Raw genomic sequence first — 16,509 nt, forward strand, 5'->3', positions numbered from 1 at the left:
AAATATTTATTCATACAAAAAGCATCCGTCAATAGCGGATGCTTTTCTTTTTGATAACTATTCATACTTTCAAGCAAACTCATCAATTAGGAAAGTTTTAGCAATTGACTATTCCGATTTGTTAAAATTTAATTGTAATTTAGAATTTCAAACTCATTTTAGAGTAGTAAACCTTAACCTAAATAGCATCTATATATGAGATTATCCATCGAAAGAAAAGAGGTAAAAGTATATCCTGACCCCAAACGTGTAATTGCTAGGTATTTTTTTAACGGCGAAGAGAGAGCTTTATTTTTGATAGAAAAGATTTTAGAAATGAGTAATGAACAAGTCTTTTCCATCGTTTCGCCATTGCTTCAGGATTTCTCCAAAAGGCATCGGAATATTACGAAGAAATTACTCAAGCATTGCGAAAAAGTAAGACATTGCATAGAAAAAAAAGGTGCTGATTTTGACCAAATGAATATTTATACAAAGTATTTAATAGGTGCCTATTTTACACACGAATATTCCATAGAATCGGCGGCTTTTTTTAATCCATCCATTATTTTAGATCCAGATCAAAGTCATCTCGAAGAAGGACAATCCCGACTTATAATTAGTTTTAGGGCGGTTGGAGAAGGACATATATCGTCAGTAGTTTTTCGTCGGGCAATGATTGACAAGAACATGAATATTATTGTTATTCCAGCCGGAAACTATGTAGACGAAGCCGAAAAAATGCATCAGATGATTTATCAAAAGAGTCTGTTTTTGAAAAAAGGCGAAGAAGCTGATATCAATGCAGATTTTCTAAAAGATGTAGATGAACGACTCGAAGAACGCTTTGATTATGAAAGCCTAAAACGATTAGTACTTGAAGCAAAAGAACAAACCAAGGACGAAAAAACCATCAGGCAATACAATCAAATTTTAGCCTTATCGGATAGTTATCGAAAAATAAGTTTTTCAAGGGATACGGATATTAGCGATCGAGTTATTTTTCCGATATCCGACTTTGAAAGCAAGGGAATTGAAGATGCTCGATTTGTAAAGTTCACAAAAGAAAACGGTCAGACGGTTTATTATGCAACTTATACGGCTTATGATGGTGTTCATATCATGCCGAAACTGTTGCAAACCACCGATTTTTATGATTTCAAGACTTCACCTTTAAATGGAGAAGGAGCAAAGAATAAAAATCTGGCTCTATTTCCTCGTAAAATTAATGGCAAATTTGTCATGATGTCCAGAATTGATGGATGGAATAACTATCTCATGTATTCAGACAATATTAATGTATGGGACGATCCAATAAAAATTCAAAGTCCATTATATCCATGGGAATTAGTTCAAATTGGAAATTGCGGTTCACCAATTGAAACCGAACATGGTTGGCTAGTCATGACACACGCCGTCGGACCAATGAGAAGGTATTGCATTGGTGCTTCATTATTAGATTTAGAACATCCGGAAAAAGAAATTGGTCGTTTGAGAGAACCTTTGATCATGCCAAATCCGGACGAACGTGAAGGATATGTTCCTAATGTTGTTTATTCTTGTGGATCAATTGTTCATAATGGGGAATTGATTATTCCTTATGGATTATCCGATCATAGTTCGGGTTTTGCAAGTGTAAATTTGGAACTTTTATTAAATAGGTTAATGAATGGCGGATAATTTTTATACAATAAAAAATATAAAAAACGGATAGCGATCTAATTTCTATCCGTTTTTTATTTAAGACCAATATTTAGCATTTCAATAAAAAATTACCACTAAAATTAAGTACTGCATAAAAATAGAAACTATTTTTTGCACTTTTCTTTTTTATATATTTGCTAAAATAGTATATTTATGCAAAATTTATATACATGGAGATTTTAGCATGTCCAAAATGTCAGGATAATCATATCGTAAAAAGTGGAATCATCAAAGACAGGCAAAGGTATTTGTGCAAAAAATGCAACTACTTCTTTACAGTCAATAAAATCGGAAAAAAGATTGATAATTACTATGTTACCAAAGCCCTTCAACTTTATTTAGAAGGCTTGAGTTTTCGTGAAATCGAGCGTATTATTGGGGTTTCACATGTAACGGTTAGCAATTGGATAAAGGAATTCAACATCAAGAAACCTGCTCAAGCAGATTATCATCCAACCTACAAGATTTTCAACCATTTAGAACTGGTAGAGTACCTTAAAAACAAAGATCAATTATCAGGTGCTGGAATGATTATTACCGAACTTGGCGATAAATTTATGCTTATAAAATGGGAACGTTTTAAAGATTAGCTATACTACTTTACAATTATATATATTAAAATATTTCTACAACGATATAATTATGCAATTTGGTACTGTCGAAAGACATTAACCCGTTAACCAAAAAGCATTATGAAACGAATTTATCTGATAGCAGCCTTAGTCTGCTTTACAGCGAAAGCTTTCTCGCAAGGTTCACCTGATTACGGTTCTGGAATGAAATTCAACCTAAAGGAAGATGGTTCCAAATACCTCAGGGTTTTAGCTTGGAACCAAGTTTGGCTCCGCTCTAGCCAAATGAATCCCGGAACGATGATTAATGGTGAAGAAGCTTCTTCAAGCACGGACATCGGAAACAGACGACTCAGAATTCTTCTTCATGCACAACTTTCGCCACGTTATATGATCGTGACGCATTTCGGAATCAATAATCAGACATTTACAAATGGAGGTGCGGCTGGAACTACAGGAACAGGAGGATATGGACAAGGAAAAAAACCAGGTTTATTTTTCCACGATGCTTGGAACGAATATGCTTTAGTACTTCCGCAACCCGACAAAAAATTCAGTCTTTCTGTTGGAGGCGGTTTGCATTATTATATGGGACTTTCACGTATGACGATGTCTTCAACCTTAAACTACTTGGCTATTGATGCACCCATTTTTAACTGGCCATTAATCGAAAATTCTGATCAATTTGCCCGTCAAGGGGGATTATTCGCTAAAGGAAAATATGGGAAATTTGAATACCGTGTGAGCTACAACAAACCATTTGCTACTAATTTGACTCCAACAGATGTTCCAACTTCAGATTTGGCTGTTGCTGTTGACAATAGTGGCAACACAAAATGGTCGAAAGCAGGTTATTTTGAGTACCAATTTTTAGATGTAGAATCAAATGTACTTCCATATAAAGTGGGTTCCTACCTTGGAACAAAAAAAGTTTTCAACGTTGGGGCTGGTTTCTATAATGCCCCAGATGCAACTAGAACTTCAGTTGCAGGAAATGTTGAAAAACATGACATCACTTTACTTTCTGCCGATGTTTTCGTTGATATGCCAATCGGAAAACCCGAAAAGAAAATGGCCATAACGGCTTACAGTGTTTTCTACGATTATGATTTTGGCCCAAATTATTTGAGAAATTTAGGAATCATGAATGTGGGAGTTGCAAATCCTGATTTTACTGGATCAACTGCATTGGCTGGAGCCGGAAACCTTCAACCAACAATCGGTTCGGGAAATATCTGGTACACCCAAGCGGGAGTTTTGCTTCCAACTTCTCAAGAAAAACCAAAAGTGAGAATCCAACCTTATGGAGCTTTCACCTATAAAGATTTTGATGCTTTGGAACAATCGAGCAGTCAGTTTGATATTGGAGCGAATTTTTTCATAGACGGTCATCACGCCAAAATTACTACACAATATTCAACGCGACCTGTTTACACAGCACCCGACACAAAAACCTCAAAAGGCGAATTTACACTTCAATTGCAAATTTATCTATAAACTAAAAACAACTTTATATGAGTACAACATCTACAAAAGGCATTTGGAAAGTCATCACGGCTTCCTCACTCGGAACACTGATCGAATGGTATGATTTCTACATTTTTGGAAGTTTAGCCGTAGTAATTTCTACCAAATTCTTTCCAGCCGATAACCCAACGGCAGCATTTTTATCTACATTGGCAACCTTTGCAGCAGGTTTCGTAGTTCGACCATTTGGAGCCTTATTCTTCGGAAGATTGGGCGATTTGATCGGAAGAAAATACACCTTTATGGTAACGCTTTTATTAATGGGAGGTGCTACTTTCCTTATTGGATGTGTTCCTGCCTACGAAACCATTGGTTTCATGGCACCGCTTTTAGTATTGATCTTGAGGTTATTACAAGGTTTGGCCCTTGGTGGAGAATATGGTGGAGCAGCAACTTATGTAGCCGAACACGCTCCTAAAGGCGAACGCGGTTATTGGACATCTTGGATTCAGACCACTGCAACTTTCGGATTATTTATTTCATTGATGGTAATCCTTTTAACAAGAAGCGTTTTGACTCCAGAGCAATTTGACGAATGGGGTTGGAGAGTACCGTTTTGGGTATCCATCCTAATGGTTTTTGTATCGTATATCATCAGAAAAAAGATGGATGAATCTCCTGTTTTTGCCAAAGCCAAAGCTGAAGGAAAAACGAGTACAAACCCATTAAAGGAAAGCTTCGGAAACAAATACAACTTAAAATTCGTTTTATTAGCTTTATTTGGAGCTGCAATGGGACAAGGTGTTGTTTGGTACACAGGACAATTCTACGCAATGAGTTTCCTTAAAACGGTAATGTTTGTAGATTCTTCTCAAGCAGATGGATTGTTAGGTTTGGCATTGTTATTCGGAACACCATTTTTCTTGTTTTTCGGATGGTTGAGTGATAAAATGGGAAGAAAAGTAATCATGATGGGAGGGATGCTTCTGGCCATTTTACTATACCGACCAATTTATAAGACAATGTATGAAACTACAGATATCAGTCTGAAAACGGAAATCGTTCAAAACGCAAAATTGGTAGCGATTACCAAAGAAAACAGCCATCAACAATTGGATTCCATCTATACAACAACCAAAGAATTTACTGATGGCACAAAATGGCAACAAGTCAAGACACTACATTTAGAAAACGGCAATCCAGCTTTAGATGAAAAAGGTGTCGCTAAAGCGGATACAAAAACAACCGTTACCATCAATTCATCTGATAGATGGTCATTAATTTGGTTGATTTTTATCCAGGTAATTTTCGTAACGATGGTTTACGGACCAATTGCAGCATTCTTGGTAGAAATGTTCCCAGTAAAAATCAGATATACGTCGATGTCCTTGCCATATCACATCGGAAATGGTATCTTCGGTGGACTTCTTCCGGCAATTTCAACTTATTTTGTAACCAATGCAAAAGAAGGCGGAAATCCAGAATTCTACCTAGAAGGGTTGTGGTATCCGATTGTAATTGCAGCCATAAGTTTCTGTATAGGAATGGTGTATTTGAAAAGAAAAAATAATATTGAAAACGATTAAAAGATAAAAATATGAATTTAATAAAAAGATTTCTCGGATTAATATGGTTGGCATTAGCCCTTGCCGCAGCTTATTTTTGTATTTTTGAGTTTGGATACCCAAAATTCGTTTCTGGCAAACAGGAGGATTTGGTTTTTGGAATAATCATTCTTTTTGTCCTGACACCGTTAATTGTTTTAGGACTTGGAACCTTCGGATATTTTGCCATAACGGGTGAATACGACGATAAGAAATAATAATAGTTTTTAGTTGAAGTTATAGCTCCTGAATTTTCGGGAGCTATGGCTTTTTATAAATCCAATGAAAAAAAGACACGAACAAAAATTAATCATTCTTTCGCTAATATTGATACTTTGCTTCAATATGCCACTGTTGCTCATTTTTGACAGTGCTACTTCAGTTGGAGGAATGCCATTGGTGTATGTGTATTTTTTCTCGCTTTGGATATTTTCCGTATTAATTTCATTGCTGGTTATAAAAAGATATTATGAGTAGCATAGGTTTATTAATCGTCTTATCCATTTATTTGGCTTTGCTCTTTGTAATTGCACACTGGGCCGAAAAGCGAGGCAATTCAAAATGGACCAATAATCCTTATGTTTACACCTTGTCGTTGGCGGTTTATTGCAGTGCCTGGACCTATTACGGAAGCATTGGTGTTGCCGCAAATTCAGGACTGAACTACCTTCCCATTTATATCGGTCCCATCATCATAATACCAGCTTGGATTATTGTTTTGAGAAAGATCATCCGAATTTCCAAAGTAAATAAAATTTCCAGCATTGCCGATTTCATTTCCCTCCGATATGGAAACAGCCGTTTTTTAGGAGCTTTGGTAACTCTGATTTGTATTTTTGGAATTCTGCCTTACATCGCTTTACAGCTAAAAGCAATCTCTGAAACGTTTCACGTAGTAACGAAAACCTCCTCAAATTCCAATATCTTTAATGATACAACCACTTATGTAGCTATTGCATTAGCCTTATTTGCTTCCTATTACGGCACTCGTTATGTAGATGCTTCGGAAAAAAGAAAAGGAATCGTAACCGCTGTTGCAATGGAATCCATCCTGAAATTATTCTTTTTTATCCTGCTAGGAATTTATGTCACTTTTTTTGTCTTTGATGGCTTCGATGATATTTATGCACAAGCAAGTTTGCTCGAAAATTTCAAGGAAAAAAATACAATTGGCGGACTTCCACAAGCTATAAATTGGTTCTTTTTGTGTGTACTATCGTTGTTTGCCATATTTCTTTTGCCGAGACAATTTCAAATGTCGGTAGTTGAAAATAACCGTGAAAGCCACATCAAGACTGCTGTTTGGCTTTTTCCGTTGTATCTTTTATTGTTTAATATTTTTGTGTATCCTGTCGCTTGGGGCGGAAACATTTTATTTGATGGTCAGAATGCAAATCCTGATACGTATTCCTTATTGATTCCTCAATTTTTTAATAATCAGCTTGTTACGGTTATGGTTTTCCTTGGCGGGTTTTCGGCAGCTATTTCAATGATTGTAGTTTCCTCTATTGGACTTTCTACCATGCTAAGCAACAATGTCTTGATTCCATATGGTTTTCTGGGAAGATTGCAGAGTGAAGTCCAAGAAAGCAATACTAAAAAGATTGTAAACATTAGGAAAGTCGGTATTTTTTCACTCATCATTCTATCATATTTTATTTACAGATACTTTGTTTTAGAATACAATCTCTTTTCAATAGGAATGGTGTCATTTGTCATCATTGCACAACTAGCTCCAGCTTTTTTTGGTGCAATTTTGTGGCGAAGAGGTTCCCGAAATGGGGCTGTTACTGGAATGATAATTGGATTCATAATTTGCACTTATACTTTATTGATTCCGTATGCCATCGGAATTACAAATTTTGATAGCAATTTTATAGCAAATGGCCCTTTTGGAATAGCGCTTTTAAAGCCTTTTCAATTGTTCGGAATTGATTATCTCGATCCGGTTCCACAAGCTTTATTTTGGAGTATTTTATTCAATACATTGGCCTATTTAGCTGTTTCTGTAAGCTTCAAGGGAAATTATCGAGAACGAAATTATGCCGAAATGTTCGTTGATATTGACAAATATATTACGATGCACGAAAACGCCTTCATCTGGAAAGGAACAGCTTACACGAGTGATATCCAAAAAGTATTGAATCGATTTTTAGGCGAAGACCGAACAAAAAGAGCACTTAATCTTTTCCGCTTAAAATATAATGTTGAAAAAACCCAAGAATTAGCCGATGCCCGATTGATAAAATTTGCCGAGAATTTACTGACAGGTCATATTGGTACGGCTTCCGCCAAAATTTTAATTGCGAGTGTAGTCAAGGAAGAAAAAGTATCACTTCCGGAAGTGCTGAAGATCTTGGAAGAATCAAAGGAAAATATTATCATCAATAAAAAACTGACCGAAACTTCACGAGAACTGAATACGATCACAGCCCAATTAAAAAAAGCTAATGAAGATTTAATCAGTAAGGACAAGCAAAAAGATGAATTTTTGGATACCATTTCACACGAATTGAGAACACCGATTACTGCAATTCGCGCTGCAACCGAAATCCTGCACGATGATGATGATGTGCCACACGAAATGAAAAAGCAGTTTCTTCAGAATATCATCACTGAATCTGACCGTTTGAACCGATTGATTTCAAAGATACTAGACCTCGAAAAATTTGATTCCGGTAAGCAAAAAATTTATGTGACCAAGAATAATATCTATCACACCATTTCTGAAACATTAAAACAACTCAACCAGCTTATTGAAAATAAAAACATCAAGGTGGATCTTGTTTCCGAAAAAAATATAGTGAAAGCATTTTATGACGAAGATAGAATTACGCAAGTCTTAAATAATTTGCTATCAAATGCAATAAAATTTTGCCCTGAACAAGACGGAATAATTACTATCTTTATTAAAGAAACGGATCAAATAATAGAGGTTGGAGTAGAAGACAACGGAAAAGGAATTGATGTAAACGACTTCGAATCCATATTTGATAAGTTTTATCAATCATCAAACCAAAACATCAGGAAACCTGTCGGAAGTGGATTAGGTTTAGCTATTTGTAAAAAAATAATAGAACATCATAGAGGTAAAATTTGGGCTGAAAATATTCCGAAATCAGGAGCACGAATTATATTTACAATTCCAAAATATATTAAAGAGGAACATTAAATGAAAAAGATATTAATTGTAGACGACGAACCAAATATTGTGATGTCATTGGAATATACTTTTAAGAAAAATAATTTCGAGGTTTATATTGCCCGTGATGGACAAGAAGCGTTGGATATTCTAGAAAGTTCCCAACCCAATATTATCATACTTGATATAATGATGCCAAATGTTGACGGATACAATACGTTGGAACAAATCAAGAAAGATGATCGTTTAAAAGATACTAAAGTCATTTTTCTAACAGCAAAAAACAAGGAAAAAGACATTGAAAAAGGGCTTGCTCTTGGAGCAAACTTATATATTACGAAGCCATTTTCTGTAAAAAAATTGGTAGAACAAGTCAATGAATTACTAGAAAATTAAGGAATATCGTATATACTAATTTAGCATAAATATATGAAATAATAACCTAATGTTATTTATATTTACAATATCAATACAATTAAAAAATTAGACGATTATGAGTTACTATCAAGTCAAAAATCTAGAACAATATTTCAAGCACTATAATAAATCAATTCGCGAGCCTAGAAAATTTTGGGGTAAAATTGCCGAAGAAAATTTCACATGGTACCAACAATGGGACAAAGTGGTAGAATTTAATATGGCTGAAGCCGAAATTAGTTGGTTTAGTGGAGCAAAAGTAAACATCGTTAAAAACTGCATTGATAGACATTTGAATAGACGAGGCAATAAAACTGCCATCATTTTTGAACCAAATGATCCCAAAGAAGAAGCACAACATATAACATATAATGACTTACACCAACGTGTTTGTAAAATGGCAAACGTATTGAGAGAACAAGGCATCGAAAAAGGGGATAGGGTTTGCATCTACCTTCCGATGATTCCTGAATTGGCTGTATCGGTGTTAGCCTGTGCCCGAATTGGAGCCATACATTCAGTTGTTTTCGCTGGTTTTTCAGCTTCGGCAGTTGCAACAAGAATCAATGATTCCGATTGTAAAATGGTAATTACTTCTGATGGAGGATATCGTGGAAACAAGACTATTGATCTGAAAGGAATTATCGACGAAGCTTTAACAACTTGCCCATCCGTTAAGACAGTTTTGGTAGCAAAAAGAATCAATTCCGATGTGAATATGACTGCAGGAAGAGATCAATGGTTACAGCCTCTTCTGGATGAAGTTTCGGATAATAATGTGGCCGAAATCATGGATGCTGAAGATCCTTTATTTATACTTTATACTTCTGGTTCTACCGGAAAACCTAAAGGAATGGTACACACAACGGCTGGATATATGGTGTACACAGCTTATACTTTTAAAAACGTTTTCAATTACGAAGAAAATGATATTTATTGGTGTACAGCTGATATTGGCTGGATTACAGGACATTCCTATATTCTTTACGGACCACTTTTAAATGGAGCGACAACCGTCATTTTTGAAGGAGTTCCATCATATCCTGATTTCAGCAGATTTTGGGAAGTTATTGAAAAACATAAAGTTACACAATTTTATACGGCTCCAACCGCAATTCGTTCATTGGCAAAAGAAAGCCTTGATTTTGTGCAAAGATTTCCTTTAAGTTCTCTAAAAGTGATTGGATCTGTTGGAGAGCCTATCAACGAAGAAGCTTGGCATTGGTACAACGACCATGTAGGTGGAAAACGCTGTCCATTAGTAGATACTTGGTGGCAAACCGAAACGGGCGGAATCATGATATCACCAATTCCGTTTGTAACCCCAACAAAACCAACCTATGCAACTTTACCATTACCTGGAATTCAACCTGTTTTGATGGATGAAAAACGTAATGAAATTGAAGGCAATCAAGTGGTTGGAAGTTTGTGTATCAAATTTCCTTGGCCAGGAATCGCAAGAACCATTTGGGGCGACCATCAAAGGTATAAGGACACATATTTTTCAACTTTTCCAGGTAAATATTTCACAGGTGATGGGGCTTTGAGAGACGAAGTGGGTTATTATAGAATCACTGGTCGAGTTGATGATGTAGTGATTGTTTCGGGTCATAATTTGGGAACTGCTCCAATAGAAGATGCCATCAACGAACATCCAGCTGTTGCGGAATCTGCAATTGTTGGTTTTCCACACGACATCAAAGGAAATGCTTTATATGGTTATGTGATTTTGAAAGATACAGGTGAAAGCCGTGACAGGAAAAATCTTTCGAACGAAATCAATCAATTAATATCCAATCAAATTGGGCCAATTGCAAAACTGGATAAGATTCAGTTTGTATCAGGTTTGCCAAAAACACGTTCAGGGAAAATCATGAGAAGAATTTTGCGTAAGATTGCTGAAGGAGATTTCTCAAACTTTGGAGATACCACTACTTTATTGAATCCAGAAATTGTAGATGAAATTAAAGAAGGAAGATTGTAATTGATCAGTAAAATTTTTATTTAAACTGTCGCATGAATTTATTCTGCGGCAGTTTTTTATTTGATAAAATACATATATTAGCAAAAAATACTATCAATGATGAACATCGATAATTTAATAGAAGCACTCCAGTTTTCGCCTAACAATATTCCACTAAAATTATTACTCGCTAATTCGCTATTAAAAGTCAATAGATATGAAGAAGCTGCCTTGCATTTCCAAGAAACAATTGCTTTAGATCCAACTAATATTGAGGCCAAAATGGGACTTTCAGAACTGCATTTTCAAGAAAGTAATTATTCAAAATCTGTTGTAATTTTAGAAGATATCCTAAGAAATAACAGCAATCATTTGGAAGCATTATTACTGTATACAAAAGTTTTAGTAAAGGAAAATGCTATTCAAGACGCCATTAAAAGTTACCAACAAATTTTACAAATCAATCCTAGATTTGAAAACGAGGAACTGGATAAAATTTTAAGAGTTTCTTCTCAAAGCAAAAATATTTTTGAAGATGAGGATAGTGATTTTGAAGATTTTGGAAGCGAAATGTCCTATTTGATTTCGAAACCTGACATGAATTTTCAAGATGTTGGCGGAATGGAAGAGGTTAAAAAAGAAATCGAGATGAAAATCATACATCCTCTAAATTTCCCAGATTTATACAAAGCTTATGGCAAAAAAGCAGGCGGTGGAATTTTACTGTATGGACCTCCTGGCTGTGGAAAAACATATCTGGCAAAGGCTACAGCAGGTGAAATCAAATCAAATTTTATTTCAGTAGGGCTAAATGATATTTTAGATATGTGGGTTGGAAATAGCGAAAAAAACCTTCACGAAGTCTTTGAATATGCCCGGAAAAACAAACCTTGCGTATTGTTTTTTGACGAAATTGATGCTTTGGGAGCCAGCCGAAATGACATGAAACATTCAGGAAATAAAGTACTCATCAATCAGTTTTTGCAAGAATTAGACGGTGTTGATACTGATAATGAAGGGATTCTGGTTCTTGGTGCTACAAATGCACCTTGGCAGTTAGACAATGCTTTTAGAAGGCCTGGTCGTTTTGACCGAATCATTTTTGTTCCGCCACCAGATGAGGATGCAAAAGAATCAATTCTTAAAATAAAACTGAAAAACAAGCCCGTAAATGCAATTGATTATAAGAAAATCACTAAGAATTTGGCCGATTTTTCGGGTGCCGATATTGAAGCCATAATTGATATCGCGATCGAAAGTAAGTTGCAAGACGCCTTCAAAACTGGAATTCCGCAACCTCTTGAAAATAAAGATTTGGCCGAAGCCGTAAAAAAGCATCGCCCAACAACTAAAGAATGGTTTCAAACCGCAAAAAATTATGCTCTATATTCAAATGAATCAGGACTTTATGACCCTATTTTGAGTTTTTTAAAAATAAAAAAATAAGCTATGCAAAACGATTTGTTAGAAAGAGCATCGGTGTTGTTTGAACAAAAAAGGTTTACCGAATCACAAAAGATTTTAAATGATATTCTAGTTTCTGATCCCAATAATGTGATGGCATTAATCATGATCGCTGAGATCAAAATCCAGCAGGAAAATTGGGACGAAGCACTGAAATTAATCGAAAACGGAATTGCAATTGAGCCTTATTATGATGTTTTATTTTATCTAAAAGCACGTATGCATCTACTTCAAGATCAAACTGATAAAGCGTTGTCTAATATCAATATTGCGATTGAAATGGATCCTTATGAAGCCAATAATTTTGCATTCAAAGGACATGTTTTATTAATAAAAAAACTTTTTTCTGAAGCTCTTGAAGCTGCAAATCAAGCTTTGGAAATTGATGGATCACATATTTTTGCTTTAAATGTTAGAAGTACAGCTCTTTTAAAATTAAATCTAAAAGATGATTCTTTCAGTACTATACAAGGTGCTTTGAACGAAGATCCAAATAATGCTTACACTCACGCCAATTATGGCTGGGGACTATTAGAAAAAGGAAAAACGGATGACGCCTTGAAACATTTTTCAGAATCCTTAAAAAATGATCCCACTTCTGAATATGCTCAAGCAGGAATGACGGAAGCTTTAAAATCAAAATACTTTATTTATAGATGGTTCTTAAAATATTCCTTTTGGATGAACAATTTGACCTCAAAAAATCAGTGGGCTTTTATCATTGGTTTTTTTGTTGTTTCGAGAATTTTGAGAACAACTGCGGCAAAAAATGAAGCATTACAGCCTTTTCTAGACCCAATTATTTATCTTTTGGCTGCATTTGCACTTTCGACTTGGTTAATGACACCATTGAGTAATCTTTTGTTCCGATTGAATAAATTTGGAAAGCATTTATTGACTCCAGAAGAAAAGAAAAGTTCAGTGTTTGTGGGTCTGAGTTTACTTTTTTTGATTTCAGGCGGTATTTTGTACCTGATTACACAAAATAGTATCGCAATTGCAATGTCGATTTTCGGCTTTACAATGATGTTACCGCTAGGACGTTTTTATGAGAAACCAGCAGGCTTTTTCAAAACCTATATACTTGGACTAGTACTGTTGATTATTTTATCCTTTATACAAATTTCTCAAACAGGTGAAATTTTCAATCTCTTTACAACCTTATATTTTATTGGCTTTTTTGTATTTCAATGGGCTGCAAATTATTTTTCAATTAGACAGAATTAGTCTTTTGCTGATCCAAATTTTATAATTTTATAAATTAAAACACAAAGCCTTTCTGCTTTCAAATCTTTATATTTACTCATTATGAAAAATAATGGAGTAATTATAATTGGAGGTGGTTTGGCAGGTTTGACGGCTGCTATTCATCTGTCAAAAATCGGAATCGATGTAACACTTGTCGAAAAAAATGACTTTCCAAAACATAAGGTTTGTGGCGAATATATTTCCAATGAAGTCTTGCCATATCTAACTTGGCTTGATCTTGATATTGAATTTTTGCAACCTCAAGCAATCTCCAAATTTATTTTTGCTACAGCTTCTGGAAAAGCAGTTTCAGGAGAATTGCCGTTGGGAGGTTTTGGCGTAAGCCGATATGCATTGGATCATTTTTTGCATAAAAAGGCTTTGACGAATAAATGCCAAATAATAAAAGATAGTGTTACTTCAATTGATTTTTCAAATGATGAATTTACCGTAAACCTTTCAGAAGGTGGAGAATTAAAATCTAAAATTGTTATTGGCGCTTTTGGCAAAAGATCGAATGTAGACCAAAAACTCAATAGGGAATTTATTCGGAAAAAATCTCCGTGGCTGGCGGTGAAAGGACATTTTAAAGTTGAATTTCCTTTAGAATTAGTTGGCTTGTATAATTTCAAAGGAGGTTATTGTGGTGTTTCAAACGTGGAAAGCAACACTGTCAATATCTGTTATTTAGCTGATTATAAAACTTTTAAAAAATACAAAAACACTAGCGATTATCAAAAATCAATTTTATACCAGAATCCGTTGCTAAAAACTATTTTTGAAAATGCAACACCCCTTTTTGAAAAACCGCTAACCATCAGTCAGATTGCCTTCGACAAAAAGAAGTGTGTAGAAAACCATATTTTGATGATTGGGGATACAGCCGGACTCATACATCCCTTATGTGGAAACGGAATGGCGATGGCAATTCACAGTGCTAAAATTGCTTCTGAACTTGTTAGTCACTATTTTTCAGGACAATTGGATCGTAAAAATTTGGAACAAAAATACACAGATACTTGGAATCAAAATTTCAGTTCTCGATTAAAAACAGGCAGAATGCTATCAAAGATTTTACAAAATAAAAAATTGTCCGAAGTCATAATGCAAGGTCTGAGTGTTTTTCCTTTTTTATTGCCTAAAATCATTCGGAAAACACACGGAAAAACTCTCACGATATGAAAATAGATACTAAATATCGTAGCCAAGCTCCAGAAATTATGGACGATTTTTCGCTGGAAGGTGAAGAACTTCGTGATGCACTGGATAAAATTGCAAAAATTAATCAGCTTCTTGGAGGCAATAGCCTAACTTTAGATGGTGTAAAGCAGTTGCTCAAAAAAATCCCCACGAATGAAGAAATTACGATTGTAGATATTGGTTGCGGAAACGGAGATATGCTTCGGAATCTGGCTGATTTTGCCAATGAAAATGGTTATAATTTTAACCTTATCGGGATTGATGCCAACTCTTTCACCATAAATTATGCCGAAAAATTGTCTATCGATTACAGTAATATTGCTTTTAGATGTGAAAATATTTTTGATGCAGCTTTTGAAAAATTAGAGTATGATATTGTGGTATGCACCTTGACACTTCATCATTTTAATGATTCAGAAATTATTGATTTACTTAATATTATCAATATAAAAGCAAAAATCGGAATCGTAATTAATGATTTGCATAGAAGTAGTATAGCCTATAAATTATTCAAAATTTTATGTTCCGCTTTCAAGTTGAATAAAATGTCTGAACAAGACGGATTAGTTTCGATATTGAGAGGATTCAAAAAAGAAGATTTGGTTCTTTTTTCTAAAAAATTAAATTTAAAAAAATATACAATCCAATGGAAATGGGCTTTCCGATACCAATGGATTATTTCAAAAATATGAGTGTAAAAATAGTAACAGTTGCCAAGCAATTACCCAAATATTCAAGGACAACAGCCGAAATAATTCCATTTCTAGACAGTTGGCTTTTTGGAAAAGACGAACGTTTTATTAGAAAAGTAAAGAAAATATTCGAAGGTGCAGCCGTTGATAAACGCTACTCGATAATGGAACCTTCGGAGGTTTTCACAGCCACGTCTTTTGCTGATAAAAATGATATTTACAGTAGGGAAGTGGTCATTCTTGGAGAACAGGTGCTACAAAAAGCACTAAAAAAAGCAAACTGGAATCCCGAAGATTTGGACTATATCATCACAGTAAGTTGCACTGGAATTATGATTCCGTCACTTGATGCTTATCTGATCAATAAATTGAAATTGCGTCAAGATATTGTCAGGCTTCCTGTAACCGAAATGGGCTGTGTAGCTGGAATTTCAGGAATTATTTATGCCAAGAATTTCCTAGATTCAAATCCTGGAAAACGAGCTGCCGTAATTGCTGTAGAAAGCCCAACAGCAACTTTTCAGCTCGATGATTTTTCGATGGCAAATATCGTGAGTGCTGCTATTTTTGGTGATGGGGCTGCTTGTGTTTTGCTTTCTTCTGATGAAAAAGATAAAGGCCCGGAAATTATAGCCGAAGAAATGTATCATTTTTATGATAACGAACACATGATGGGGTTCAAGTTGACAAATTCAGGCTTGCAGATGGTATTAGATATTGAAGTTCCTGATACAATTGCTTCTCATTTTCCAGCGATAATACATCCGTTTCTAGCGAAACACGATCTTAAGATAGGGGACATCGAGCATTTAATTTTTCATCCAGGTGGAAAGAAGATTGTACAAACAGTTGAAGATTTGTTCAAGGATTCCAATCAAAATATTGATGTTACAAAAGACATTTTGCGTTTATATGGAAATATGTCGAGTGCAACGGTTTTATATGTATTGGAAAGTATTTTGGCAAATCATCCAAAAGAAGGAGAAAAAGGCTTGATGCTGAGCTTTGGTCCAGGATTTACAGCACAAAGGGTCTTGTTACAATTTTAATTTTTAAA

The 16,509-nt window shown here is 35.0% G+C and carries 14 protein-coding genes; all 14 read left to right on the forward strand.

Translation table 11 applies throughout. The features are described 5' to 3' along the window. Positions 1 to 195: 195 nt before the first annotated feature. The 14 genes from G508_RS0108620 (at position 196) to G508_RS0108690 (ending at position 16,501) form a co-directional block, all read left to right on the forward strand. Entirely contained in the window at positions 196 to 1,659 is a 1,464-nt protein-coding gene (locus tag G508_RS0108620; protein ID WP_026704944.1) for a glycoside hydrolase family 130 protein, read from the forward strand. Between the two features lie 194 nt (positions 1,660 to 1,853). Next, entirely contained in the window at positions 1,854 to 2,273 is a 420-nt protein-coding gene (locus G508_RS0108625) for a transposase-like zinc-binding domain-containing protein (protein WP_026704945.1), read from the forward strand. A 102-nt stretch (positions 2,274 to 2,375) separates the two neighbouring features. Continuing rightward, on the forward strand, positions 2,376 to 3,752 hold the full coding sequence (locus G508_RS0108630; RefSeq protein WP_026704946.1) for a hypothetical protein: 1,377 nt from the start codon (positions 2,376 to 2,378) through the stop codon (positions 3,750 to 3,752). A gap of 17 nt (positions 3,753 to 3,769) precedes the next feature. Beyond that, positions 3,770 to 5,308, forward strand: coding sequence for an MFS transporter (locus G508_RS0108635; RefSeq protein ID WP_026704947.1), 1,539 nt, complete (start codon positions 3,770 to 3,772; stop codon positions 5,306 to 5,308). A gap of 11 nt (positions 5,309 to 5,319) precedes the next feature. Beyond that, positions 5,320 to 5,544, forward strand: coding sequence for a DUF6814 family protein (locus G508_RS0108640; RefSeq protein ID WP_026704948.1), 225 nt, complete (start codon positions 5,320 to 5,322; stop codon positions 5,542 to 5,544). A gap of 64 nt (positions 5,545 to 5,608) precedes the next feature. Continuing rightward, on the forward strand, positions 5,609 to 5,803 hold the full coding sequence (locus tag G508_RS19820; RefSeq protein ID WP_084625946.1) for a hypothetical protein: 195 nt from the start codon (positions 5,609 to 5,611) through the stop codon (positions 5,801 to 5,803). Next, positions 5,796 to 8,498 (forward strand): ATP-binding protein, encoded by a 2,703-nt coding sequence (locus G508_RS0108650; RefSeq protein ID WP_035694427.1) that lies wholly within the window; start codon positions 5,796 to 5,798, stop codon positions 8,496 to 8,498. The genes G508_RS19820 and G508_RS0108650 overlap by 8 nt, the downstream gene beginning before the upstream one ends. Then, the gene (locus tag G508_RS0108655; protein WP_026704950.1) at positions 8,499 to 8,864 is read left to right on the forward strand and encodes a response regulator transcription factor; all 366 of its coding nucleotides are present in this window, start codon (positions 8,499 to 8,501) and stop codon (positions 8,862 to 8,864) included. Positions 8,865 to 8,961: 97 nt separating this feature from the next. Then, on the forward strand, positions 8,962 to 10,869 hold the full coding sequence (gene acs / locus G508_RS0108660) for an acetate--CoA ligase (protein ID WP_026704951.1): 1,908 nt from the start codon (positions 8,962 to 8,964) through the stop codon (positions 10,867 to 10,869). A 96-nt stretch (positions 10,870 to 10,965) separates the two neighbouring features. Continuing rightward, positions 10,966 to 12,294 (forward strand): ATP-binding protein, encoded by a 1,329-nt coding sequence (locus G508_RS0108665; RefSeq protein WP_026704952.1) that lies wholly within the window; start codon positions 10,966 to 10,968, stop codon positions 12,292 to 12,294. Between the two features lie 3 nt (positions 12,295 to 12,297). Beyond that, positions 12,298 to 13,539 (forward strand): tetratricopeptide repeat protein, encoded by a 1,242-nt coding sequence (locus G508_RS0108670; protein WP_026704953.1) that lies wholly within the window; start codon positions 12,298 to 12,300, stop codon positions 13,537 to 13,539. Between the two features lie 81 nt (positions 13,540 to 13,620). Then, the gene (locus tag G508_RS0108680) at positions 13,621 to 14,742 is read left to right on the forward strand and encodes an NAD(P)/FAD-dependent oxidoreductase (protein WP_026704954.1); all 1,122 of its coding nucleotides are present in this window, start codon (positions 13,621 to 13,623) and stop codon (positions 14,740 to 14,742) included. Then, on the forward strand, positions 14,739 to 15,452 hold the full coding sequence (locus G508_RS0108685; protein WP_026704955.1) for a methyltransferase domain-containing protein: 714 nt from the start codon (positions 14,739 to 14,741) through the stop codon (positions 15,450 to 15,452). The genes G508_RS0108680 and G508_RS0108685 overlap by 4 nt, the downstream gene beginning before the upstream one ends. After that, positions 15,449 to 16,501 (forward strand): type III polyketide synthase, encoded by a 1,053-nt coding sequence (locus G508_RS0108690; RefSeq protein WP_026704956.1) that lies wholly within the window; start codon positions 15,449 to 15,451, stop codon positions 16,499 to 16,501. Before G508_RS0108685 ends, G508_RS0108690 begins: the two co-directional genes overlap by 4 nt. The last annotated feature ends 8 nt before the right edge of the window (positions 16,502 to 16,509 follow it).

It is taken from the genome of Flavobacterium soli DSM 19725 (assembly GCF_000422705.1).
Lineage (GTDB): Bacteria > Bacteroidota > Bacteroidia > Flavobacteriales > Flavobacteriaceae > Flavobacterium > Flavobacterium soli.

What these genes read in the sequence shown, in the direction of transcription:
- G508_RS0108620 (WP_026704944.1), top strand. Translation starts at nt 196, where the DNA reads ATGAGATTATCCATCGAAAGAAAAGAGGTAAAAGTATATCCTGACCCC.
- G508_RS0108625 (WP_026704945.1), top strand. Translation starts at nt 1,854, where the DNA reads ATGGAGATTTTAGCATGTCCAAAATGTCAGGATAATCATATCGTAAAA.
- G508_RS0108630 (WP_026704946.1), top strand. Translation starts at nt 2,376, where the DNA reads ATGAAACGAATTTATCTGATAGCAGCCTTAGTCTGCTTTACAGCGAAA.
- G508_RS0108635 (WP_026704947.1), top strand. Translation starts at nt 3,770, where the DNA reads ATGAGTACAACATCTACAAAAGGCATTTGGAAAGTCATCACGGCTTCC.
- G508_RS0108640 (WP_026704948.1), top strand. Translation starts at nt 5,320, where the DNA reads ATGAATTTAATAAAAAGATTTCTCGGATTAATATGGTTGGCATTAGCC.
- G508_RS19820 (WP_084625946.1), top strand. Translation starts at nt 5,609, where the DNA reads ATGAAAAAAAGACACGAACAAAAATTAATCATTCTTTCGCTAATATTG.
- G508_RS0108650 (WP_035694427.1), top strand. Translation starts at nt 5,796, where the DNA reads ATGAGTAGCATAGGTTTATTAATCGTCTTATCCATTTATTTGGCTTTG.
- G508_RS0108655 (WP_026704950.1), top strand. Translation starts at nt 8,499, where the DNA reads ATGAAAAAGATATTAATTGTAGACGACGAACCAAATATTGTGATGTCA.
- acs (WP_026704951.1), top strand. Translation starts at nt 8,962, where the DNA reads ATGAGTTACTATCAAGTCAAAAATCTAGAACAATATTTCAAGCACTAT.
- G508_RS0108665 (WP_026704952.1), top strand. Translation starts at nt 10,966, where the DNA reads ATGATGAACATCGATAATTTAATAGAAGCACTCCAGTTTTCGCCTAAC.
- G508_RS0108670 (WP_026704953.1), top strand. Translation starts at nt 12,298, where the DNA reads ATGCAAAACGATTTGTTAGAAAGAGCATCGGTGTTGTTTGAACAAAAA.
- G508_RS0108680 (WP_026704954.1), top strand. Translation starts at nt 13,621, where the DNA reads ATGAAAAATAATGGAGTAATTATAATTGGAGGTGGTTTGGCAGGTTTG.
- G508_RS0108685 (WP_026704955.1), top strand. Translation starts at nt 14,739, where the DNA reads ATGAAAATAGATACTAAATATCGTAGCCAAGCTCCAGAAATTATGGAC.
- G508_RS0108690 (WP_026704956.1), top strand. Translation starts at nt 15,449, where the DNA reads ATGAGTGTAAAAATAGTAACAGTTGCCAAGCAATTACCCAAATATTCA.